At 52.6% G+C, this 23,685-nt stretch carries 16 protein-coding genes; 7 read left to right on the forward strand and 9 right to left on the reverse strand.

The annotated features are described in order from the left end of the window. Nucleotides 1-97 precede the first annotated feature (97 nt). A complete protein-coding gene (locus tag AAIG39_RS16320; protein WP_249569291.1) occupies nt 98-2,485 on the forward strand; it encodes a glucose/quinate/shikimate family membrane-bound PQQ-dependent dehydrogenase in 2,388 nt (795 codons plus the stop codon). A gap of 207 nt (nt 2,486-2,692) precedes the next feature. On the opposite strand, the gene cueO is transcribed toward AAIG39_RS16320, so the two are convergent. Continuing rightward, nucleotides 2,693-4,276 (reverse strand): multicopper oxidase CueO, encoded by a 1,584-nt coding sequence (gene cueO / locus AAIG39_RS16325; RefSeq protein ID WP_343194278.1) that lies wholly within the window; start codon nt 4,274-4,276, stop codon nt 2,693-2,695. A gap of 155 nt (nt 4,277-4,431) precedes the next feature. Between cueO and AAIG39_RS16330 the strand changes: the two genes are divergently transcribed. The 3 genes from AAIG39_RS16330 to speD all read left to right on the forward strand — a co-directional run bounded on the left by AAIG39_RS16330 (nt 4,432) and on the right by speD (nt 6,551). Beyond that, complete coding sequence (locus AAIG39_RS16330; RefSeq protein ID WP_047373393.1) at nt 4,432-4,779, forward strand: YacC family pilotin-like protein; 348 nt, start codon at nt 4,432-4,434, stop codon at nt 4,777-4,779. 96 nt (nt 4,780-4,875) lie between these two features. Then, a complete protein-coding gene (gene speE, locus AAIG39_RS16335) occupies nt 4,876-5,742 on the forward strand; it encodes a polyamine aminopropyltransferase (RefSeq protein WP_090081669.1) in 867 nt (288 codons plus the stop codon). A gap of 14 nt (nt 5,743-5,756) precedes the next feature. Beyond that, entirely contained in the window at nt 5,757-6,551 is a 795-nt protein-coding gene (gene speD, locus AAIG39_RS16340; RefSeq protein WP_090081666.1) for an adenosylmethionine decarboxylase, read from the forward strand. A gap of 81 nt (nt 6,552-6,632) precedes the next feature. Here the strand turns inward: speD and AAIG39_RS16345 are convergent, their stop codons facing one another. The 8 genes from AAIG39_RS16345 to pdhR form a co-directional block, all read right to left on the reverse strand. After that, nucleotides 6,633-6,806, reverse strand: coding sequence for a hypothetical protein (locus tag AAIG39_RS16345; protein ID WP_249569293.1), 174 nt, complete (start codon nt 6,804-6,806; stop codon nt 6,633-6,635). A 158-nt stretch (nt 6,807-6,964) separates the two neighbouring features. Then, on the reverse strand, nt 6,965-7,327 hold the full coding sequence (yacL, locus tag AAIG39_RS16350; protein WP_039078394.1) for a protein YacL: 363 nt from the start codon (nt 7,325-7,327) through the stop codon (nt 6,965-6,967). Nucleotides 7,328-7,532: 205 nt separating this feature from the next. Further along, a complete protein-coding gene (acnB, locus tag AAIG39_RS16355) occupies nt 7,533-10,130 on the reverse strand; it encodes a bifunctional aconitate hydratase 2/2-methylisocitrate dehydratase (RefSeq protein WP_343194279.1) in 2,598 nt (865 codons plus the stop codon). Nucleotides 10,131-10,400: 270 nt separating this feature from the next. Continuing rightward, on the reverse strand, nt 10,401-11,837 hold the full coding sequence (locus AAIG39_RS16360; RefSeq protein WP_343194280.1) for a hypothetical protein: 1,437 nt from the start codon (nt 11,835-11,837) through the stop codon (nt 10,401-10,403). A 155-nt stretch (nt 11,838-11,992) separates the two neighbouring features. After that, nucleotides 11,993-13,417 carry a dihydrolipoyl dehydrogenase gene (lpdA, locus tag AAIG39_RS16365; protein WP_090081862.1) on the reverse strand — a complete coding sequence of 475 codons (1,425 nt, stop codon included), beginning with the start codon at nt 13,415-13,417 and terminating at the stop codon, nt 11,993-11,995. Nucleotides 13,418-13,613: 196 nt separating this feature from the next. After that, nucleotides 13,614-15,518 (reverse strand): pyruvate dehydrogenase complex dihydrolipoyllysine-residue acetyltransferase, encoded by a 1,905-nt coding sequence (gene aceF, locus AAIG39_RS16370; protein WP_249569295.1) that lies wholly within the window; start codon nt 15,516-15,518, stop codon nt 13,614-13,616. Between the two features lie 14 nt (nt 15,519-15,532). After that, nucleotides 15,533-18,196, reverse strand: coding sequence for a pyruvate dehydrogenase (acetyl-transferring), homodimeric type (gene aceE / locus AAIG39_RS16375; RefSeq protein WP_343194281.1), 2,664 nt, complete (start codon nt 18,194-18,196; stop codon nt 15,533-15,535). 285 nt (nt 18,197-18,481) lie between these two features. Next, nucleotides 18,482-19,246: a pyruvate dehydrogenase complex transcriptional repressor PdhR gene (gene pdhR / locus AAIG39_RS16380; RefSeq protein WP_039078390.1), complete on the reverse strand. Its 765-nt coding sequence runs from the start codon at nt 19,244-19,246 to the stop codon at nt 18,482-18,484. Nucleotides 19,247-19,780: 534 nt separating this feature from the next. Here pdhR and aroP point away from each other — a divergent pair. The 3 genes from aroP (at nt 19,781) to AAIG39_RS16395 (ending at nt 23,675) form a co-directional block, all read left to right on the forward strand. Continuing rightward, a complete protein-coding gene (gene aroP / locus AAIG39_RS16385) occupies nt 19,781-21,154 on the forward strand; it encodes an aromatic amino acid transporter AroP (protein WP_343194282.1) in 1,374 nt (457 codons plus the stop codon). Between the two features lie 167 nt (nt 21,155-21,321). Next, on the forward strand, nt 21,322-22,728 hold the full coding sequence (locus AAIG39_RS16390; RefSeq protein WP_090081657.1) for a glycoside-pentoside-hexuronide (GPH):cation symporter: 1,407 nt from the start codon (nt 21,322-21,324) through the stop codon (nt 22,726-22,728). After that, entirely contained in the window at nt 22,725-23,675 is a 951-nt protein-coding gene (locus tag AAIG39_RS16395; protein ID WP_090081654.1) for a glycoside hydrolase family 43 protein, read from the forward strand. Before AAIG39_RS16390 ends, AAIG39_RS16395 begins: the two co-directional genes overlap by 4 nt. The last annotated feature ends 10 nt before the right edge of the window (nt 23,676-23,685 follow it).

Genomic DNA, 23,685 nt, shown 5'->3' on the forward strand with positions numbered 1-23,685 from the left:
TATGTCGATAAAGCTCATTTTGTGATGACGATCACACTTGTTAAATCCTATAATTAGTTGCTACTAAAACATTAATGAATTTGATGAGTGTCTTTTTATGGCTGAAACAAAAACGCAACGGTCAGGTATCCTCGTGATACTGACAGCGCTGTTCGCAGCATTCTGCGGGCTTTGGTTACTGATCGGCGGGGTATGGCTGGTCTCCCTTGGCGGCTCCTGGTACTACCCCATCGCGGGTATTGTCATGCTGGGTGTCACCGCACTTTTATGGCGACGTAAGCGTTCTGCGCTATGGCTGTATGCGGCGTTGCTGCTGGCGACCATGATTTGGGGCGTATGGGAGGTAGGCTTCGACTTTTGGGCGCTTACACCACGCAGCGATATCCTGGTCTTCTTCGGTATCTGGCTGATCCTGCCCTTTGTCTGGCGCAGACTGATTTTTCCTTCCGGCGGTGCGGTTGCCGCACTGGTGGTCGCGCTGCTGATTAGCGGCGGCATTCTTACGTGGGCTGGCTTTAATGATCCACAAGAAGTGAACGGAACGCTGAAAGCGGATGCCACGCCAGCCGCCCCTATCTCACAGGTTGCTGATGGCGACTGGCCGGCTTATGGTCGTAACCAGGAAGGTCAACGCTACTCCCCGCTTAAACAGATCAATGCCGATAACGTCAAAAATCTGAAGGAAGCCTGGGTGTTCCGCACCGGAGACCTGAAGCTGCCAACCGATCCGGGTGAACTGACCAACGAAGTGACGCCGATCAAAGTGGGCGATACCCTTTATCTGTGCACCGCTCACCAGCGCTTGTTCGCTCTGGATGCATCGACCGGTAAAGAGAAATGGCATTTTGACCCGCAGTTAAATGCTAACCAGTCCTTCCAGCACGTAACCTGTCGCGGCGTTTCTTATCATGAAGCACGTGCAGATAACGCCAGCCCGGATGTCGTGGCGGATTGCCCGCGCCGCATTATGCTGCCGGTAAACGATGGTCGTCTTTTTGCAATCAATGCCGACAACGGCAAACTGTGCGAAACCTTTGCCAACAAAGGTATTCTGAATCTGCAGACCAATATGCCGGACACCACCCCGGGTCTGTATGAGCCGACCTCACCGCCGATCATCACCGATAAAGTGATTGTGATTGCCGGCTCGGTAACCGATAACTTCTCTACCCGTGAAACGTCTGGCGTTATTCGTGGCTTTGACGTCAATACCGGTAAGCTGTTATGGGCTTTTGATCCAGGCGCGAAAGATCCTAACGCTATTCCGTCTGACGAACATAGTTTTACCTTCAACTCGCCCAACTCGTGGGCTCCAGCCGCCTATGATGCGAAGCTGGATCTTGTTTACCTGCCAATGGGTGTAACTACCCCGGATATCTGGGGCGGCTATCGTACGCCGGAGCAAGAACGCTATGCCAGCTCCATCGTGGCTCTGAATGCCACTACCGGTAAACTGGCCTGGAGCTACCAGACCGTTCACCACGACCTGTGGGATATGGATATGCCGTCCCAGCCGACGCTGGCAGACATCACAATTAACGGCAAAACGGTTCCGGTGATTTACGCCCCGGCGAAGACCGGCAACATCTTCGTGCTGGATCGCAGCAACGGTAAGCTGGTTGTACCGGCGCCGGAAAAACCGGTTCCGCAAGGTGCAGCGAAAGGTGATTACGTCACTAAAACTCAGCCGTTCTCGGATTTGAGTTTCCGTCCGAAGAAAGATCTCAGCGGGGCGGATATGTGGGGCGCAACCATGTTCGACCAACTGGTCTGCCGCGTGATGTTCCACCAGCTGCGCTATGAAGGCATCTTCACCCCGCCATCTGAGCAAGGCACGCTGGTATTCCCGGGGAACCTGGGGATGTTCGAATGGGGTGGTATCTCCGTTGATCCTGACCGCCAGGTAGCGATTGCCAACCCGATGGCGCTGCCGTTTGTTTCCAAATTGATCCCACGCGGTCCGGGCAATCCGATGGAGCAACCGAAAGATGCGAAAGGCAGCGGTACCGAAGCGGGTATTCAGCCGCAGTACGGTGTGCCCTTCGGCGTAACGCTGAACCCGTTCCTCTCTCCGTTTGGCCTGCCGTGTAAGCAACCTGCATGGGGTTATATCTCCGCGCTGGATCTGAAAACTAATCAGGTGGTGTGGAAAAAACGTATTGGTACGCCGCAGGACAGCATGCCGTTCCCGATGCCAGTTCCGGTGCCGTTCAATATGGGTATGCCGATGCTGGGCGGCCCAATCTCTACCGCCGGTAACGTGCTGTTCATTGCGGCAACCGCAGATAATTACCTGCGCGCGTATAACATGAGCAACGGCGAGAAACTCTGGCAGGGTCGTTTACCAGCAGGTGGTCAGGCAACGCCAATGACCTATGAGGTTAATGGCAAGCAGTATGTTGTCATCTCTGCCGGTGGCCACGGTTCGTTTGGTACGAAGATGGGTGACTATATTGTTGCCTATGCCCTGCCGGACGAAAAATAAGAGTGCCCTCACTCTGGCCCTCTCCTACTGAGGAGAGGGCCAGGATGAGCAAGGTAAAAGCAAAAAGGCAACGCGAGTTGCCTTTTTTAATGCCTGCTCGTTCTCCTCCCGGGAGAGGGAGATCAGGTCTCTCAACTGCTCATTTTCCCCCGGATGGGCTGCGCTTATCCGGGCTTCTCTCCTTCCTGCGCCAAACAGGAAGGTAGCCTACACTGTAAATCCAAGCATCATGCCTGTATCTTCATGCTCAAGCAGATGGCAGTGCGCCATATAGGCATACTCCTTCGGCGCATCATGCGCAAAACGGACCAGGACTTCGCTTTTCGCGCCTTCAACGCTGACAATATCTTTCCAGCCTGCGCGATGCGCAGCAGGCGGTTTACCGTTTTCCGACAGAATGCGGAATTGTGTGCCATGGATATGGAACGGATGCAGCATCATGTCGCCTTCACCGGAAATAACCCAACGCTCCCAGGTCTCTTTCTGCGCGGCAAACGCAGGCACTTGCATATCAAATGCCTTGCCGTTGATTCGATTAGCGCTATGGAACTCCATTTCTCCATTACCGTGATTCATCTGCCCCATGTCACCATGGTTCATACCGTCGTGGTTCATCTGCATCTGACCATGGCTCATATTGCCATGATGCATCCCCATACCCGCCATTGCAGCATCGCCATACTTTTGCTGCAGAGCCTGCATCCCCATCATGTCCAGCATGGGATCCATGGAAAGTTGCAACGTTCGTTGTGTTAACCCTTCCAGCGCTGGCAGGCCGGGGAGCGTCGCCAGAGTGTCAGGCAAGGTTCCGGATGCGGTAACCACCACCGGTTGAATACGCAACAACGGATACGGCTTATCAAATGGCGCAACCGTCATACCTATTTGCTGTACAGGTAACGTGACCAGATCGAAAACTTTATTGTCGCGGGTCTCAACCAGCACCTCAAAGCGCTCTCCCGGCAACATGGCCAGCTCGCTGACTTTTACCGGTGAATTCAACAAGCCCCCGTCGCTGGCAATCACGTAAAGCGGGCGATTATCGCTGGCAGCCACGGTAAGCGAGCGGGCGTTACACCCGTTGAGCAGACGTAAACGCAGCCAGCCACGGGGTGCCGCATGCTGTGGATAGATAGCGCCGTTCGTCAGTAACGTATCGCCAAACCACCCTACCGCCGCACTCATCACATCCAGCTGATAATCAATCTGCCCGTCAGCAGCAAAACGTTTGTCCTGCATGATGACCGGAATATCATCAATGCCCCACTGCTGCGGCAACCGTAATTTACGACTGTTATCATCTTCAATCAGCAGCAGCCCGGCCAGCCCCATCGCCACCTGATGACCGGTTTTTCCATGTTGATGAGGGTGAAACCAGCAGGTTGATGCCGGTTGATCCGGGGTAAACGAGACCGTACGACTATCGCCGGGCTTAATCACGCCCTGCGGCCCGCCATCAACATCGCCAGGCACTTCCAGCCCATGCCAGTGTACGGTTGTCTCCTCCGCCAGTGCGTTGCGAATTGATACGTTGACGGTCTTTCCCTGACGCAGTTGAATCGCCGGCCCGAGCAGGCTGCCGTTATAGCCCCAGGTTGTCGCCAGCTTGCCCGCGAACGTTGATGTTCCTGTCTGCACCGTAAGCTGAATATGGTTTTGTGCATCGGCGCTCAGCAACGCGGGAATCGGTAACGCGGGCCTTTGCGCCGCCAGCAAAGAACGACTCCAGAGCGGTAGTGCACTCGCCACGCCCAGCGCAGCAGAGTATTTCAAAAAATCACGACGTTGCATGTCCCTTTCCTTATGGTTTTCAGCCTGGAATTTGAGCATAAACCCTCCCCTTGCCGGAAGGTCAAGAAATGTGGCTGCATTCGGACGATAATAAATATCGTCGCCTCGCCAACAGTGTGCTAACGTTTAATTTCCGTTATGCCGTGGTAGAAATAATGAAGACGCTTTTCAGAACGATTTTATTCGGCAGCCTGCTGGCTGTCTCCGCTAATAGCTACGCCCTGAATGAATCCGAAGCGGAAGATATGGCCGACCTTACGGCTGTGTTTGTCTTTCTGAAAAATGACTGTGGCTATAACAACTTACCTAATGGTCAGATTCGCCGGGCGCTGGTTTTCTTCGCACAGCAAAATCAGTGGGATCTGAGCAACTACGACTCCTGGGATATGAAATCGCTCGGCGAAGCAAGCTATCGCGACCTGAGTGGCATCCGCATTCCTACCGCAAAAAAATGCAAAGCGCTGGCACGTGACTCGCTCAGCCTGCTCGCCTACGTGAAATAAGTTATTTCCAGCGGGGGACGCTGGCCGTGCATCCACAGTCAGAGTTAGCTATGATGTTGCGCCTGTTTTGAGCAGGTGTTAACAAAGGAGCAACCTATGGCCGATAACACGCTGTGGCACGAAACGCTGCACGACCAGTTTGGGCAATACTTTGCCGTTGATAAGGTGCTGTACCACGAGAAAACCGGGCACCAGGACCTTATCATTTTCGAAAATGCCGCTTTTGGCCGTGTGATGGCGCTTGATGGCGTGGTACAAACCACCGAACGCGACGAATTTATTTATCACGAAATGATGACCCACGTTCCGCTGCTCGCCCATGGCCGCGCGAAACATGTGTTGATTATCGGCGGTGGTGATGGCGCCATGCTGCGTGAAGTCACCCGTCATAAAAATATCGAAACCATTACCATGGTGGAAATTGATGCAGGCGTCGTCTCCTTCTGCCGCCAGTATCTGCCAAAACACAACGCTGGCGCTTACGACGATCCCCGTTTCCAGTTGGTTATCGATGATGGCGTGAATTTTGTTACGCAAACCACGCAAACGTTTGATGTGATCATTTCCGACTGTACCGATCCGGTCGGCCCCGGCGAAAGTCTGTTTACCTCCGCTTTTTATGCAGGCTGCAAACGCTGTCTGAATCCCGGCGGCATCTTTGTGGCACAGAATGGCGTCTGCTTCCTGCAGCAGGATGAAGCACTGGACAGCCACCGTAAGCTCGGTCATTACTTCGCCGATGTCGGTTTTTACCAGGCGGCCATTCCCACCTATTACGGCGGCATTATGACTTTCGCCTGGGCGACAGATAATGAGGCGTTACGTCACCTTTCCAGCGAAATTATTCAGGCGCGTTTCCATACCGCTGGCCTGACGTGCCGTTATTACAATCCGGCTATTCATACGGCGGCGTTTGCTCTGCCACAATATCTGCAAGACGCACTCTCTTCGCAGTCGTCCTAAGGAGAGATACGAAATTGAAAAAACTGAAACTGCATGGCTTTAACAACCTGACCAAGAGCCTGAGTTTTTGTATTTACGATATCTGCTATGCCAAGACGGAAGCAGAACGTGACGGGTATATCGCTTATATCGATGAGCTTTATAACGCCAATCGTCTGACGGAAATTCTGACGGAAACCTGTAATATCATTGGCGCCAATATCCTCAACATTGCTCGTCAGGATTATGAGCCGCAGGGTGCGAGCGTTACCATTCTGGTCAGTGAAGAGCCAGTCGACCCGCAGCTTATAGATAAAACCGAGCATCCCGGGCCGCTTCCTGAAGCCGTGGTCGCCCATCTCGATAAGAGCCATATCTGCGTACATACCTATCCGGAAAGCCATCCCGAAGGGGGACTATGCACTTTCCGTGCAGATATAGAAGTGTCGACCTGCGGGGTTATTTCACCGCTGAAAGCGCTGAATTATCTGATTCACCAGCTTGAATCGGACATTGTGACAATCGATTATCGCGTTCGTGGCTTTACCCGTGACGTGAATGGCATGAAGCACTTTATCGATCATGAGATCAATTCTATTCAGAATTTTATGTCAGATGATATGAAATCGCTGTATGACATGGTGGACGTGAACGTTTATCAGGAAAACATCTTTCATACCAAGATGTTGCTTAAAGAATTCGATCTTAAGCACTACATGTTCCATACCAAACCAGAAGAGCTGACAGCGCAAGAACGGAAAGAAATTACGGAAGCATTATGGAAAGAGATGCGTGAGATCTACTACGGTCGTAACATTCCGGCCGTATAATCCACAGCGGAGCAAGGATGCTCCGGCCTGTTTATCAGCGCGCATCGCTCATTCCAGTATGTCTCGCGGGTCGCGCGATGCTCAGCGTGTTGTTTGGTCATGGAACCACTCCACGTCAACATTGGCGACATCAACACCGTACAGGCTGGCTACGGCGAGCAGCGACTCCATCATTCGTCTGCTGTTATGTTCCGCATCAGGGCGCTGAGCGCGCGCTGAACTGCGAAAAAAATAACGGGAAATAAACGCTTTCATCTCAGTCTCCGTAAGGTGTCCGGAAGACCATTTCAGCGTAAAAAATCGACAAAGGGAAATATGAAAAACAGCTGAGGTTTTTCACTACGCGCATTTATAAGGACGGAGCGCCGGTTCCGGCAATGCGCAAGACCGGCCCCGGAGAAACAAGGGGTAAATTAACGCTGTTTCAGGAACTCACGGTACGCCGCTACCACATTGAGAAAGTCTTCCACACCACACATCGAAAGGCTCTCTTCATCGTAATAGCTCATACCCTCTTCCATCTCATCACCTGAAAACTCCAGTTGGTTGGCTCGCACCATAACTTCTTCGCCATCCATCCACAGCGTATATTCATGCCCTGCACGCTGCCACGAGCGTTCGCTGCCTTTCACGGTATGCGCCGCCTGTTCCACTTCATCAAGCAGGGCCAGATTGTCTTTCACCTCTTCATTAAACCAGTGTCCGACTGCTTCGTGGCCCATCGACATGCGCACCTTTACCCCACCGGTAATATCACGCAAAAATTCATAATCCATAATCTCTTCCTCATGCAGGCTTAGCGTCAGCCCATATCTTAATTATCGCAGCACAACGGAAGAAAAAAAGCGTAACGGTGGGAAGGATGCAATAAAAAAGCGGAGAAAGTCTCCGCTTTGGAACAAGCTATGGTCTGGCGCCCTCACCTCAGCCCTGAACAGTCCCTCTCCCCTTTTGGGAGAGGGCCAGGGTGAGGGGAACCTCTTACACCGCTGTCTGGAAAATCACGCCGTCAGCTTTGTCCGTATACTGGTTCAGTTGATCAAAGTTCAGATAACGGTAGGTATCTACCGCAGTCTTATCAACCTGAGCAATATAGGTCTGATACTCTTCCGGCGTCGGTAGTTTACCGAGCAGAGACGCCACCGCCGCCAGCTCAGCAGACGCCAGGTAGACGTTAGCGCCAGTCCCTAAACGGTTCGGGAAGTTACGGGTTGAGGTGGAGACCACCGTCGCACCGTCCGCTACGCGCGCCTGGTTACCCATACACAGGGAGCAGCCAGGGATCTCAATACGCGCGCCGCTCTTACCAAACACGCTGTAGTAGCCCTCTTCGGTCAACTGAGCGGCGTCCATACGGGTCGGCGGCGCAACCCACAGGCGGGTCGGCAACTGGCCTTTATGCGCATCCAGCAGTTTACCGGCAGCACGGAAGTGACCGATGTTGGTCATGCAGGAACCGATGAAGACTTCATCGATCTGCGCACCCTGAACATCAGAAAGCAGACGCGCGTCATCCGGATCGTTCGGCGCACAGAGAATCGGCTCTTTGATTTCTGCCAGATCGATGTCGATAACCGCCGCGTATTCAGCATCAGCATCAGCTTCCAGCAGTTGCGGATCGGCCAGCCATTTCTCCATGCCCTGAATACGACGCTCCAGCGTACGACGATCGCCATAGCCTTCAGCAATCATCCATTTCAGCAGGACGATATTGGAGTTCAGGTACTCAATGATCGGCTCTTTGTTCAGCTTGATGGTGCAGCCTGCAGCAGAACGTTCAGCAGAGGCATCGGTTAGCTCAAATGCCTGCTCGACTTTCAGGTCCGGCAGACCTTCAATTTCCAGGATACGGCCAGAGAAGATGTTTTTCTTGCCTTTCTTCTCAACGGTCAGCAGCCCCTGTTTGATAGCGTACAGCGGGATCGCATGTACGAGGTCGCGCAGGGTAATACCCGGCTGCATTTTGCCTTTGAAGCGCACCAGAACAGACTCCGGCATGTCCAGCGGCATCACGCCAGTCGCCGCAGCAAACGCCACCAGGCCTGAACCCGCCGGGAAGGAGATGCCGATCGGGAAACGAGTATGGGAGTCACCGCCTGTACCCACGGTATCCGGCAGCAACATACGGTTCAGCCAGGAGTGGATAACGCCATCGCCCGGACGCAGGGAGACACCGCCACGGTTCATGATGAAATCCGGCAGCGTGTGATGCGTGGTCACGTCAACCGGCTTCGGATAGGCTGCCGTATGACAGAAGGACTGCATCACCAGGTCGGCGGAGAAGCCCAGGCACGCCAGGTCTTTCAGCTCATCACGGGTCATTGGGCCGGTGGTATCCTGAGAACCGACAGAGGTCATTTTCGGCTCGCAGTAGGCACCCGGACGGATACCGGCTACGCCGCAGGCACGACCGACCATTTTCTGTGCCAGTGAATAACCACGGCTGCTTTCCGCCACGTCTTTCGCCTGACGGAAGACATCGCTGTGCGGCAGCCCCAGCGCTTCACGTGCTTTGGTGGTTAAGCCACGGCCGATAATCAGCGGAATACGACCACCGGCGCGAACTTCGTCGATCAGCACATCGGTTTTCAGTTCGAAGCTGGCCAGAAGCTCGCCGGTTTCGTGGTTGCGCACTTCGCCTTTGAACGGGTAAACGTCAATCACGTCGCCCATATTCAGGTTATTTACGTCCACTTCAATAGGCAGTGCACCCGCATCTTCCATAGTATTGAAGAAGATAGGCGCGATTTTACCGCCCAGCACCAGGCCGCCGCCGCGTTTGTTCGGTACATAAGGAATATCATCACCCATGAACCACAGTACGGAGTTGGTGGCGGATTTACGGGATGAACCGGTACCCACAACGTCGCCAACGTACGCCAGCGGGAAACCTTTCTGTTGCAGGGCTTCAATCTGTTTGATTGGGCCAACGGCGCCTGGCTGATCCGGCTCGATACCTTCACGGGCGTTTTTCAGCATCGCCAGGGCATGCAGCGGGATATCCGGACGCGACCAGGCATCCGGTGCCGGAGACAGGTCATCGGTGTTGGTCTCACCGGTCACTTTGAAGACGGTAACAGTAATTTTTTCTGCCAGTGCCGGACGGCTCAGGAACCACTCGGCATCAGCCCAGGATTTCAGTACCTGCTGCGCATAAGCATTACCCGCTTTCGCTTTTTCTTCGACGTCATAGAAATTATCGAACATCAGCAGGGTATGGGAGAGCGCTTTCGCGGCACCGGGCGCCAGCTTGTCGTTATCCAGCGCGTCAATCAGCGGATGAATGTTGTAACCACCCTGCATGGTACCCAGCAATTCGATGGCTTTTTCTGGGGTAACCAGCGGAGAGGTGGTTTCACCTTTGGTAATCGCAGCAAGGAAACCCGCTTTAACATAGGCAGCTTCATCAACGCCTGGCGGGACACGGTTGGTCAGGAGGTCTAACAGGAAATCTTCTTCGCCAGCAGGCGGGTTTTTCAGCAGCTCAACAAGTGCTGCCATTTGGGTTGCATCTAGCGGTTTTGGCGCAATTCCCTCAGCGGCACGTTCGGCTACGTGCTTACGGTATTCTACTAGCACGACGGTTCTCCTCGCTCTCATTGTCATAATGCGGCAGGCGATTCTCTTCACGCTCCTGTGAGACAGCAGTTTGTAGGGTAAATCCGCAATACCGCAACGCGCAGGATAGCAGGATTTTCAGGGGGTGTTAATCTGTTTACAAAAAAGCAACATTAAAAATTAGCTGAATCGTTAAGGGCAGGATAAAGCAGAGGAAATCGTCTTTTTAAGGCACACAAAAAACGGTAGAAACCATGGAATACGGCCCCGCAGGGCCGTATCAGAAAAGCGTTACTCGTTTTTTAACATATTGAGTAAGTTATTGCGCTCATACTTCTCTGGTGTGATGGTCTTGTCCACCAGCTCGCCCAAAACATATTTACGCACCGTTTCGACATTATTCACCTGCGTATAGTTACCAATACTGGCGAGGTAGCCTTTCGCATTGTAATTAAGGGTGGTAGCGCTGGTCTCTTCATTATCTACAGTGTGGTACAGATAATTCTGTGAGTTTTTGCTTGAGTTGAGCGAAAGCGGTGTGGCCGGGTCCAGCGCCTGATACCAGGATGCGGTCAGATGCGTGTGAAGCGTCTGCTTGACGCTCAGCGAACCATCATGGGCTGTACTCTGTTGTGTAGATTGTGATGCCTGATACGCGAAGCTCTCTTTCTCATCCATACGATACGGGTTGATGGCTTTCTCAGTTTCTGTCAGCGACAAAGAGAAATCGTTCAGCCCCCGGATCTGTACCTTGCCATCACCGCCCATCTGAATTGCGCCCGTTGAGTTAGCCTTGTGGCTCTCTTTGGGCTGCGTCTTATTCAGCGCATGGAAGGCGGATTTAAGCATCGCCATTTGATCGCTATCGCCGTGGCCATCACGACGTGCTTTATCAAACTTGCTGTCCCAGGCGTTTAAGGCCGCCTGTTGTTCAGCCGCATTGCCCACCAGAGACGGATTAGACGTATCGCTGGTCATTTTCAGCGAGAAATTATTGTCCTGGTAGCCAATCCAGCGTTCACTGGCATCCGCATGGAAATTAAGGGATTGCTGCGACAAATCGCCACGGCTGAGATCGGTTTTGAGATCAACAGATTTGATGAGAGATGTGTCAAATTGCGTCAAGCCAGAAACGTCCATTCTCGGTGGCTTCTCACTCAAACCATTAAGCGCAGACTGGAAAGCATTTCCTAATTTCGCAATCTCTGCCGCTTCGTCATCGCTGGCTTTACCGCCCTCGGTTGTGAGCTCCACCGCAATACCATCGCTCTGACGCGTCAGATTCAGGTGGACAACAGACCCTGATTGCGTCGTGATATTCAGCGACACGGCGGATTTTGTTGAGAAACTTATGTTGTTATCCAGCCCGAGGCTGGTGAGCGCCTGACTCACATCGCCCTGATTATCGGCGTAGTTGCTGAGCAGTAATCCCCCCAGCCCGCTTAACGAGGATACGCCTTCACTGCTCAACCCTAGCTGCATCAGCCCCGAAAGCGCACTGTCCGCTTGCGTGGACGCTTTCGCAGCGTCGCTAATTTTGGTTGGCGACATGGAGTAGACGGCGGCAATTTCTGCCGTCTGGCTACCGAAAATCACTTTTGCAGAAGCGGATGCCGCAGCAGGCAATGCCGAGGCGTTGGATTTCACTGTCGGTGAGGAGTTGCCGACAGAGGACGCAAGATGTGACAGCGTGGTCAGAAACGTCTTGTTGTTGATGCCAGTGATCATGACGATGAAACTCCCTCTCTCATCGATAAGGTATGGAGTATATACATCGGCAGATCGCGCGCATTATTTATACCAAAATGGAGAAATTATGAATTTATTCTCAGGCGGCGGGCAAAAAAAAACGCCTCCGGGGAGGCGCTTAGTAGAAGGCGAAATTATTTTTTCTTCGCTTTCGGGTTCGGCAGGTCAGTGATGCTACCTTCGAACACTTCGGCCGCGAGGCCAACTGACTCGTGCAGCGTCGGGTGCGCGTGGATAGTCAGTGCGATATCTTCTGCGTCACAGCCCATTTCGATAGCCAGACCGATCTCACCCAGCAGCTCGCCGCCGTTGGTACCGACAATCGCACCACCGATTACACGGTGAGTTTCTTTATCGAAAATCAGTTTGGTCATACCGTCAGCGCAGTCGGAGGCGATAGCACGGCCAGAAGCAGCCCACGGGAAGGTGGCGGTTTCGTAGCTGATGCCTTTCTCTTTCGCTTCTTTCTCGGTCAGGCCTACCCATGCAACTTCTGGCTCGGTGTAAGCGATAGACGGGATAACTTTCGGGTCGAAGTAGTGTTTTTTACCGGCGATAACTTCGGCGGCAACATGACCTTCGTGAACACCTTTGTGCGCCAGCATCGGCTGACCGACGATATCGCCGATAGCATAGATGTGCGGTACGTTGGTGCGCAGCTGTTTGTCAACGCGGATAAAGCCACGCTCGTCAACTTCTACACCCGCCTGACCTGCATCCAGCAGTTTACCGTTCGGTACGCGGCCGATAGCCACCAGCACCGCATCGTAACGCTGTGGTTCAGACGGAGCTTTTTTGCCTTCCATAGAAACGTAAATACCGTCTTCTTTCGCTTCAACGGCAGTCACTTTGGTTTCCAGCATCAGGTTGAATTTCTGGCTGATGCGTTTGGTGAAGACTTTCACGATGTCTTTGTCAGCAGCCGGGATAACCTGGTCGAACATTTCAACCACGTCAATTTCTGAACCCAGCGCATGGTACACGGTACCCATTTCCAGACCGATGATACCGCCACCCATAACCAGCAGGCGTTTAGGAACGGTTTTCAGTTCCAGTGCGTCGGTGGAGTCCCATACGCGCGGATCTTCATGCGGAATGAACGGCAGTTCAATCGGACGGGAGCCCGCTGCGATGATGGCGTTGTCAAAGTTGATCACGGTTTTGCCGTTTTCGCCTTCAACTTCCAGGGTGTTTGCCCCGGTGAATTTACCCAGACCGTTAACCACTTTCACTTTACGACCTTTCGCCATGCCTGCCAGGCCGCCGGTCAGTTGAGTGATAACTTTCTCTTTCCAGGTACGGATTTTATCGATATCAGTCTGCGGCTCACCAAATACGATACCGTGAGTCGCCAGCGCTTTAGCTTCTTCAATAACTTTTGCTACGTGCAGCAGCGCTTTAGAAGGGATACAGCCGACGTTCAGGCAAACACCGCCGAGAGTGTTGTAACGTTCTACGATGACGGTTTCCAGACCTAAATCAGCGCAACGGAAGGCAGCAGAGTAACCTGCCGGGCCTGCCCCAAGTACCACGACCTGAGTTTTGATTTCAGTACTCATCATGACCTCTTATTGATTTCCGGCAGTCAGGTACTTGTCGCCCTTTATCCACCGGGACGTTCTATCCGCCCGCAGTTTACAAAAATGTTAACAATTTTGAAACAACAAACGGCTCACGAATTCTCGATTCGCTAATAACCTCACAGACATTATGAGATTAAAAGCAAAAAAGCCGGCCGTCAGGCCGGCTTTTCGATTACATCACCAGACGACGGATGTCAGACAGCATGTTGTTGATGATGGTAATGAAGCGCGCACCATCAGCACCGTCAATCACGCGGTGGTCGAAGGACAGAGAGATCGGCATCATCAGACGCGGAACGAACTCTTTACCGTTCCAGACCGGCTCCATCGCAGACTTGGAAACACCCAGAATAGCCACTTCCGGCGCGTTAACAATCGGTGCGAAGTGGGTAGTACCCAGGCCGCCGATGCTGGAGATAGTGAAGCAACCGCCCTGCATTTCGCCAGCAGTCAGCTTGCCATCACGCGCTTTTTTGGAGATGACCGTCAGCTCACGAGACAGCTCGGTAACGCTCTTCTTATTCACGTCTTTAAAGACCGGAACAACCAGACCGTTCGGGGTATCAACCGCAACACCGATGTTGATGTATTTTTTCAAAGTCAGGCGCTGACCGTCTTCGGACAGAGAGCTGTTGAAGCGCGGCATCTGTTCCAGAGCAGCGGCAACGGCTTTCATGATGAAGACAACCGGGGTGAATTTCACGTCCAGTTTACGTTTCTCAGCTTCGGCATTCTGCTGTTTACGGAACGCTTCCAGATCGGTGATATCGGTTTTGTCGAAGTGCGTAACGTGCGGGATCATTACCCAGTTACGGCTCAGGTTAGCACCAGAGATTTTCTGGATACGGCCCAGTTCCACTTCTTCGATTTCACCAAACTTGCTGAAGTCGACTTTCGGCCACGGCAGCATGCCCGGGATACCACCACCGGTAGCGGCAGCAGGCGCGGCTTCTGCACGCTTGATAGCCTCTTTCACGTAAGTCTGAACGTCTTCACGCAGGATACGACCTTTACGGCCAGTGCCCTTCACTTTCGCCAGATTTACACCAAATTCGCGCGCCAGGCGGCGAATCAGCGGAGTCGCGTGAATGTAAGCGTCGTTTTCAGCAAACTCAGATTTGCCTTCGGCTTTCGCTGCCGGAGCAGCGGCAGGTTTAGCAGCCTGAGCGGCCGGGGCCGGGGCAGCCGCGGCAGGTGCAGCAGCCGGAGCCGCAGCAGGCGCAGCGCCTTCCACTTCGAAGACCATGATCAGAGAGCCGGTAGAAACTTTGTCGCCAACGTTAACTTTCAGCTCTTTCACCACGCCCGCGAACGGTGCAGGCACTTCCATAGAAGCTTTGTCGCCTTCAACGGTGATCAGTGACTGCTCAGCGGCAACTTTGTCGCCCACTTTCACCATCACTTCGGTCACTTCAACTTCGTCACCGCCGATGTCCGGTACGTTAACGTCTTTAGCACCCGCCACAGCAGCCGGAGCGGTAGCCGCTTCTTCTTTAACCTGCGGTTTAGCCTCGCCAGCAGCAGGTGCAGCACCTGCCACTTCGAAGATCATGATCAGAGAACCGGTAGAAACTTTGTCACCGGTGCTGATTTTGATCTCTTTCACAACGCCCGCGAACGGCGCCGGAACTTCCATAGAGGCTTTATCGCCTTCTACAGTGATCAGAGACTGCTCGGCGGCAACGGTGTCGCCGACTTTAACCATGATTTCAGTGACTTCTACTTCATCACCGCCGATATCCGGTACATGGACTTCTTTCGCGCTTGCGGCTGCAGGTGCTGCAGCGGCCGGAGCGGCTTCTTTCTTCTCTTCTGCCTTAGCAGGTGCAGCTGCTGCTGCACCGTCGGCGGAATCGAAAATCATAATCAGTTTGCCAGTCTCGGTTTTGTCGCCAACAGAAACTTTAATTTCTTTAACGACGCCAGCCTGCGGAGACGGGACTTCCATAGAGGCTTTGTCGCCTTCTACAGTGATCAGCGACTGTTCTGCTTCAACCTTGTCGCCCACTTTGACCAGAATCTCGGTGATTTCTACTTCATCAGACCCGATGTCCGGTACTTTGATTTCGATAGCCATTATCTCTTTACCTCTTACGCCAGACGTGGGTTAACTTTTTCTGCATCGATGTTGAATTTGGTAATTGCTTCCGCAACCACTTTCTTGTCGATTTCGCCACGTTTAGCCAGTTCGCCCAGTGCTGCTACAACCACATAAGAAGCATCAACTTCAAAGTGGTGACGCAGATTTTCACGGCTGTCAGAGCGGCCGAAGCCGTCAGTACCCAGTACGCGGTAATCATCAGCCGGTACATAAGTACGAACCTGCTCTGCGAACAGTTTCATATAGTCAGTAGATGCAACAGCCGGCGCATCGTTCATCACCTGAGCGATGTACGGAACGCGTGGAGTTTCCAGCGGGTGCAGCATGTTCCAGCGCTCACAATCCTGGCCATCACGCGCCAGTTCAGTGAAGGAGGTGACGCTGTACACATCAGAACCTACGCCGTAGTCTTTCGCCAGGATCTGCGCTGCTTCACGGACGTGACGCAGGATAGAACCGGAGCCCAGCAGCTGAACTTTACCTTTGCTACCTTCGATAGTTTCGAGTTTGTAGATACCTTTACGGATACCTTCCTCGGCACCTGCTGGCATTGCCGGCATGTGGTAGTTTTCGTTCAGGGTGGTGATGTAGTAGTAAATGTTCTCCTGCGCTTCACCGTACATGCGCTGCAGACCGTCATGCATGATGACTGCCACTTCGTACGCGTAAGACGGGTCGTAAGAGATACAGTTAGGGATAGTCAGAGACTGAATGTGGCTGTGACCATCTTCGTGCTGCAGACCTTCACCGTTCAGGGTCGTACGACCGGAAGTACCACCGATCAGGAAGCCGCGAGCCTGCTGGTCGCCTGCCTGCCAGCACAGGTCACCAATACGCTGGAACCCGAACATGGAGTAGTAGATGTAGAACGGGATCATCGGCAGGTTGTTGGTGCTGTAAGAGGTCGCAGCAGCCAGCCAGGATGCGCCTGCGCCCAGCTCGTTGATACCTTCCTGCAGGATCTGACCTTTCTCGTCTTCTTTGTAGTATGCAACCTGCTCACGGTCCTGCGGGGTGTACTGCTGGCCGTTCGGGCTGTAGATACCGATCTGACGGAACAGACCTTCCATACCAAAGGTACGCGCTTCGTCAGCGATGATCGGTACCAGACGATCTTTGATCGACTTGTTCTTGAGCATCACGTTCAGGGCACGAACGAAGGCGATAGTAGTGGAGATCTCTTTATTCTGCTCTTCCAGCAGTTGAGAGAAGTCTTCCAGTGCTGGCAGTTCCAGCTTCTCGGTGAATTTAGGCTGACGAGCAGGCAGGTAGCCTTTCAGCGCCTGACGACGTTCGTGCAGGTACTTGTACTCTTCAGAGCCTTCCGGGAAGGTCAGGTAAGACAGTTTTTCAACCTGCTCATCGGTGACTGGCACATTGAAACGGTCGCGAATATAACGCACGCCGTCCATGTTCATTTTCTTAACCTGGTGCGCGATGTTTTTACCTTCTGCGGTATCACCCATGCCGTAACCTTTGATGGTGTGGGCCAGGATTACAGTCGCTTTACCTTTGGTTTCACGCGCTTTTTTCAGTGCAGCGTAGATTTTCTTCGGATCGTGACCACCACGGTTCAGGGCCCAGATCTGCTCATCAGTCCAGTCTGCAACCAGGGCTGCGGTTTCTGGATATTTACCGAAGAAGTGCTCACGCACGTAGGCACCGTCTTTGGATTTGAAGGTCTGGTAATCACCGTCAACAGTTTCGTTCATCAGCTGGATCAGTTTACCGCTGGTATCTTTACGCAGCAGTTCGTCCCAACGGGAACCCCACATGACTTTGATAACGTTCCAGCCAGCACCTGCGAAGATGCCTTCCAGTTCGTTGATGATCTTACCGTTACCGGTTACCGGGCCATCCAGACGCTGCAGGTTACAGTTGATGATGAAGCACAGGTTATCCAGCTTCTCACGGGTCGCGATGGTGATCGCACCTTTCGATTCCGGCTCATCCATCTCACCGTCGCCCAGGAAGGCGTAAACGGTTTGCTCAGAGGTATCTTTCAGACCACGGTGTTCCAGGTATTTCAGGAATTTAGCCTGATAGATAGCACCGATAGGGCCCAGACCCATAGATACGGTCGGGAACTGCCAGAATTCCGGCATCAGTTTCGGGTGCGGGTAGGAAGAGAGGCCTTTGCCATGAACTTCCTGACGGAAATTGTTCATCTGCTCTTCAGTCAGACGACCTTCCAGGAAGGCACGTGCATAGATGCCCGGAGAGATGTGGCCCTGGAAGTACACCAGATCGCCGCCGTCTTTCTCGTTGGCTGCACGGAAGAAATGGTTGAAGCACACTTCGTAAACAGTTGCGGAAGACTGGAAGGACGCCATGTGGCCACCCAGTTCCAGATCTTTCTTGGAAGCGCGCAGAACCGTCATGATGGCGTTCCAGCGAATTGCCGAGCGAATACGACGTTCCAGCTCCAGATTACCCGGGTATTCCGGTTCATCTTCAACGGCAATAGTGTTGACATAGTTGCTAGCTCCGGTACCAGCGGCGACTTTCACGCCCCCTTTGCGGGCTTCGGAAAGCAGCTGGTCAATCAGATACTGAGCACGCTCAACACCTTCTTCACGGATTACCGATTCGATCGCCTGTAGCCAGTCGCGAGTTTCAATCGGATCCACGTCATTTTGGAAACGTTCTGACATGGGGGGTATTCCTTATCTATCTAATACGTTGATTTAGCTGGAACCTGTCCCATTGCTCTCTTTGTTCTTCATACCTCAGATTGTCTCTTTGTTGACTGCGCTTCCTCGCACCAGTCACATAGTTCACTATGCTCGTGATGACGTGCGCCTTTGCCGCCGCGATACAACCCGAATGATTTTGAACAACTAAAAGAGCAATAAGACAGGTTCTGCGTTTAGTTGCCGCGCTCTAAATTTTTGGCGCTCCGGTTACAACTCTTCCGGCACAAACTCCACCAGAAAATGCTAATTCTTTCTCTGTTCCAGCCGACGGAGCGAGCGTTCACGACGGCTCTGCTCACGGCTGCGATCCAGCAAGATCTCTTCGATAAAGGCCAGGTGGCGATGAGAGGCTTCACGCGCTTCTTCAGGCTCGCCCGCCATAATGGCTGCAAAGATACTGCTGCGGTGCTTACTCACCAGCGGCAGCATTTCGCGGCGCGCGTAGAGTAACTCGAAATTCTCACGAACATTCTGTGCCAACATGGGTTCCATGCAACGAAGCAGATGTAAAAGCACAACATTATGTGCCGCTTCGGTTACAGCGATTTGATATTGCACGACGGCGTTCGATTCCGCGTCGAGGTCGCCGGACTGCTGCGCCAGTTCAATCGCCTGATGCAGCTCGCCAATGCGTACCTTGTCTTCATCCGTGCTACGTAATGCGGCGTAATAAGCGGCAATGCCTTCCAGTGCGTGACGCGTCTCGAGCAAATCAAACTGGGATTCGGGATGATCGGAGAGCAACTCAACCAGCGGATCGCTGAAGCTCTGCCAGAGGCTGCTTTGAACAAACGTACCGCCACCCTGGCGACGCAGCAGGAGCCCTTTCGCTTCGAGACGCTGAATGGCCTCGCGCAGTGAAGGACGTGAAACGTCGAACTGTTTGGCCAGTTCGCGTTCTGGAGGCAATTTTTCACCGGGGCGTAAAGTCCCCTCAAGAATCAAAAACTCCAGTTGCTGCTCAATCACATCGGATAGTTTTGGCTGGCGGATTTTGCTGTAGGCCATTGTTCCCTGTCTCTACCATTCGCCCGGAGTAAATTGGTCTTACCAATTTCATATTCGTGACGCTAAAGTAACAAAGTATTCACCTTATGTCCATACAGGTTTTGATTGAAATCAGTAAACACTGCACATTTTAACAACGTTACAGAAATAACGTTTCAAACATGTAACCTTGCACAAATGACTCCTTTACCCCTAAAGAGGCAATTTTAACTTTATTGAAACGCGCTCAAACAAATTTGAACCGATTCAGTCTGAATATTTTCGCATACTTAAGCCAAATAACTGCATAAACACCCAATTGATTATAAAACGACCTAAGCCGGGGCGATTTACAAATGGTTTCTTTTTATGCAAGTCGTCATCTCACCTTCATAAAGCAGGTGCAAACGCCAGCGCTTACCACTATTCTGAGCTTCACGAAAGGGATGAGTGCAAATTCATGTCAGCATTTCGTAAATAAAAAAATACAATAAATGGAATTTCTCCCTTACACGCAGACAACAGCGTAGACATAATAACCACACACGAGGTTTCATGATGGAAGGTCAACAGCACGGCGATCAGCTTAAGCGCGGCCTTAAGAACCGCCATATTCAGCTTATTGCGCTGGGCGGCGCTATCGGGACTGGCCTGTTTCTGGGCAGCGCTTCAGTCATCAATTCTGCAGGGCCAGGTATTATCCTGGGTTATGCCATTGCAGGTTTCATCGCTTTTCTGATTATGCGTCAGTTGGGCGAGATGGTCGTTGAAGAGCCGGTTGCAGGCTCATTTAGCCACTTTGCATACAAATACTGGGGTAATTTCGCGGGTTTTGCTTCCGGCTGGAACTACTGGGTGCTGTACGTGCTGGTTGCGATGGCGGAGCTGACCGCTGTCGGTAAATATATCCAGTTCTGGTGGCCGGAAATCCCAACATGGGCCTCCGCTGCGGCCTTCTTCGTTATTATCAACGCCATTAACCTCACTAACGTCAAAGTATTTGGTGAGATGGAGTTCTGGTTCGCCATTATTAAAGTGGTTGCCGTAGTGGCGATGATCCTGTTCGGCGGCTGGCTACTGTTCAGCGGCAACGCGGGCCCACAGGCAACCGTACGCAACCTGTGGGAGCAAGGCGGGTTCTTGCCGCACGGTATCTCAGGGCTGGTGATGATGATGGCTATCATCATGTTCTCCTTCGGTGGTCTGGAGCTGGTGGGGATCACCGCCGCAGAAGCAGACAACCCGGAGCAGAGCATTCCAAAAGCTACCAACCAGGTTATCTACCGCATTCTGATTTTCTATGTGGGCTCACTGGCTGTCCTGCTTTCTCTGCTGCCGTGGACGCGCGTTACCGCTGATACCAGCCCGTTCGTACTGATTTTCCACGAGCTGGGTGACACCTTCGTAGCGAATGCACTGAATATCGTCGTGCTGACGGCCGCGCTGTCTGTTTATAACAGTTGCGTATACTGTAACAGCCGTATGCTGTTCGGCCTGGCGCAACAGGGTAATGCCCCCAAAATGCTGCTTTCCGTGGACAAACGTGGCGTTCCGGTTAATACCATATTGGTTTCCGCTGTGGTCACTGCGCTGTGCGTACTGATTAACTATATGGCACCTGAATCTGCATTTGGCCTGCTGATGGCGCTGGTAGTATCTGCCCTGGTTATCAACTGGGCGATGATTAGCCTGGCGCATATGAAGTTCCGCAAAGCTAAGCAGCAGCAAGGCGTGACGCCGCGTTTCCCGGCGCTTTTATACCCGTTAGGTAACTGGATTTGTCTGCTGTTTATGGCGGCCGTTCTGGTCATTATGCTGATGACTGACGGTATGGCTATCTCCGTCTACCTGATCCCGGTATGGCTTGTCGTCCTTGGCATCGGCTATATGTTCAAAGAGAAAAGCGCAAAAACGGTGAAAGCTCACTAATTTTGCCCGCCCCTCTCCCGCCCGGGAGAGGGTTGTTATTGAAATGCAACCAAACTCACACTTTCTCCGATGTAGCTGTTTTGTCCATGTTCCCGCCAACATCCTGTCACGCAAATTACCTTTAGCAGGCAAATAATTATTCCCAAAACTCACCGGGAGTAGCGTCAATGGACAACAGTAAACTGTCTGTTAAAGAGAAAATCGGCTATGGCATGGGCGATGCCGGATGTAACATCATCTTTGGCGCCATCATGCTGTTTGTTAACTATTTTTATACGGATATTTTCGGTCTGGCGCCTGCTCTGGTAGGCGTGTTATTACTCTCAATACGCGTGATAGATGCCATCACCGACCCGATCATGGGGGCGATTGCTGACCGAACGCAAAGCAAGTACGGACGCTTTCGACCATGGCTTTTATGGATTGCCTTACCCTACGCCGTATTCAGTGTGTTGATGTTTACCACGCCGGACTGGACCTACAACAGCAAAGTTATCTATGCCTTTATCACCTACTTCCTGCTCTCGCTGACCTACACCGCAATCAATATCCCTTACTGCTCGTTAGGCGGCGTAATAACCAATGATCCGAAAGAGCGAGTGGCCTGCCAGTCTTATCGTTTTGTGCTAGTGGGCATTGCCACTCTGCTGCTGTCATTAACGTTACTTCCAATGGCCGAATGGTTTGGCGGTGAAGACAAAGCCAAAGGCTATCAAATGGCGATGACAGTGCTGGCGTTTATCGGCATGTGTATGTTCCTGTTCTGTTTCGCTACGGTCCGCGAGCGTGTTCGTCCGGCGGTCCCCACCAATGACGATATGAAAAAGGACATGAAGGATGTCTGGAAGAACGATCAGTGGGTGCGCATTTTGCTGCTCACGCTGTGTAACGTCTGCCCGGGCTTTATTCGCATGGCCGCTACCATGTATTACGTGACCTGGGTCATGGGGCAAAGCACACACTTTGCCACTCTCTTTATCAGCCTGGGCGTTATCGGCATGATGCTCGGTAGCATGCTGGCAAAAGTCCTGACCGACCGCTGGTGCAAGCTGAAAGTCTTCTTCTGGACAAATATCGCACTGGCGATTTTCTCCTGCGCCTTCTACTTTTTCGATCCGAAAGCCACAGTCATGATTGTGGTGCTCTACTTCCTGTTGAATATTCTCCATCAGATCCCCTCCCCGCTGCACTGGTCGCTAATGGCCGATGTAGACGATTACGGTGAGTGGAAAACCGGTAAACGTATCACCGGAATCAGCTTCTCCGGCAACCTGTTCTTCCTGAAAGTGGGGCTGGCGGTTGCAGGTGCTATGGTAGGCTTTTTGCTCTCCTGGTACGGTTATGATGCAGGTGCCAAAGCGCAGAGCGCCAGCGCTATCAATGGCATCGTACTGCTGTTCACCGTTATACCTGGCGTGGGATATCTCATTACCGCGGGGGTTGTACGTCTGCTGAAAGTTGATCGGGAACTGATGAAAACTATCCAGGCCGACCTGGAAAAACGCCGCATCAATTATCATGAACTAAGTGAGAACCCGGGCATGCCTGTGGGTGAACACGTAAGGAAAGCATAATGAACTGGCCGAATCCCTTTATTGAGCAACGCGCCGACCCGTATATTTTGCGTCATGATGGCAATTATTATTTTGTCGCCTCAGTCCCGGAGTATGACCGGCTGGAAATCCGCCGGGCCAGTACCCTGGAAGGGCTGCGCGAAGCGCAAGGCGTCACCGTCTGGCGTAAGCCGGCTACCGGACCAATGAGTGAACTCATCTGGGCGCCTGAACTCCATTATATTGACGGTAAATGGTATCTCTATTTTGCCGCCACCTGGACGAAAGCGCTGGATGCGCTGAACATGTTCCAGCACCGGATGTTTGTGCTGGAGTGCACCGATGCCGATCCCCTTAGCGGGGCCTGGAGGGAAAAAGGCCAGGTGAAAACCCCGTTCGATACCTTCGCACTGGATGCCACAACCTTTGTTCATCAGGGTAAACGCTGGTACCTGTGGGCGCAAAAATCACCCGAAATTACCGGCAATTCAAACCTCTATATTGCTGAGATGGAAAATCCCTGGACGTTAAAAGGCGAGCCTGTATTACTGAGCAAGCCGGAGTACGACTGGGAATGCAGAGGTTTTCTGGTAAACGAAGGTCCGGCGGTGCTGTTTCACGGCGACAGGCTATTTATCAGTTACTCTGCCAGCGCCACGGATGAAAACTACTGTCTGGGACTGTTGTGGATTGATATTAACGCTGACCCGCTGGTCGCGGCCAACTGGCATAAATCACCGCAACCGGTATTCCGAACCAGTTATGAGAACCGGCAATATGGCCCCGGCCATAACAGCTTTACCCAAACCGCGGACGGTGAAGATGTGCTGGTCTACCATGCGCGAAACTATACGGAGATTGAAGGCGACCCGCTTTACGATCCTAATCGCCATACCCGTCTGAAGCTGATTCGCTGGCAAGAAAACGGGATGCCAGATTTCGGCATCCCGCCTGCGGACACGCTATGAGCATAACGGC

It is taken from the genome of Phytobacter palmae, from assembly GCF_039409775.1.
Taxonomy (GTDB): Bacteria; Pseudomonadota; Gammaproteobacteria; order Enterobacterales; family Enterobacteriaceae; genus Phytobacter; species Phytobacter palmae.